The sequence below is a fragment of the Oleiphilus sp. HI0132 genome (assembly GCF_001635845.1).
Map to the genome: position 1 here is coordinate 1 of NZ_LWGJ01001707.1, position 958 is coordinate 958.

The following is a 958-nucleotide window of genomic DNA, read 5'->3' on the forward strand; positions in this document are numbered from 1 at the left end:
GAAAGGGGGCTTCCCATCTATCTTTACACCTTCAAACTTGCCTTGAAAACAAATTTTTAGACAAAAGACAGAGTGACTGCCAATTTTTAAGACGGCGCATATTAACAAAATAAACACAATAAGCAAGCATCGTTTATTTCATTTTTGAAATGCACTAGAATTTAGCCTCCTACTTCTAAGAGATTTCCTTCGTATCTTGCATGATCATCACCGTTGCAGTCCCCACCCCTTTATTTCGCTGCTTTGATTATCTGCCGCCTGATAAGATAAACCCTGAATATCTTGTGGAAGGGAGCAGGGTTCTCGTTCCCTTTGGGCCAAGAAAGTTAGTTGGCATTATCACTAAAATACAAAATACCCCTTCGGCTCATGAGGGGAAAATCAAGAACGCCTTGGCGCTTCTAGATCCATCACCCACTTTTCCAAGCGTTTTGATGCAGCTGCTAAACTGGGCCTCAAGCTATTATTGTCACCCTATTGGAGATTGTTTCGCGACCGCCCTGCCCGGAGCACTTAGAACAACCTCTGCAAAGCAAGGCGCGTTGGTCAAAAGCATAGAGCTAAGCAAATGGTATCGCAGCCCCAAACAGTTTGAAGGTAGAGCGAATGCAACCAAGCAAATAGAGATACTCGACTATCTCGAAAGCAACCCTGAAGGCGTTTGGCTCGATACACTCAAAGCTATGAGATATAGCAACAGTCAACTCAAAAACCTGGAAGGCGCAGGCTACATATATAAAGAAGTCTATGACCCCCTGAGCGCGGAAAAAGAACAACAAAGCAAAGCGCCCATTCAAAGCAAAACCCTCAATACCGAGCAAAAGCTTGCAGTTGAGACAATTCTTAACGCCGATGCAACTATCAATGCAACCCTACTTCAGGGTGTAACGGGCAGCGGCAAAACTGAAGTTTATATCGAATGCGTAAAGAAACAGCTTGAACAAGGTAAACAGGCCCT

1 pseudogene is annotated in these 958 nt (G+C 44.2%); it reads left to right on the forward strand.

The features are described 5' to 3' along the window. Window positions 1-200: 200 nt before the first annotated feature. Window positions 201-958, forward strand: a pseudogene (locus tag A3766_RS26175) (hypothetical protein); the annotation flags it as partial.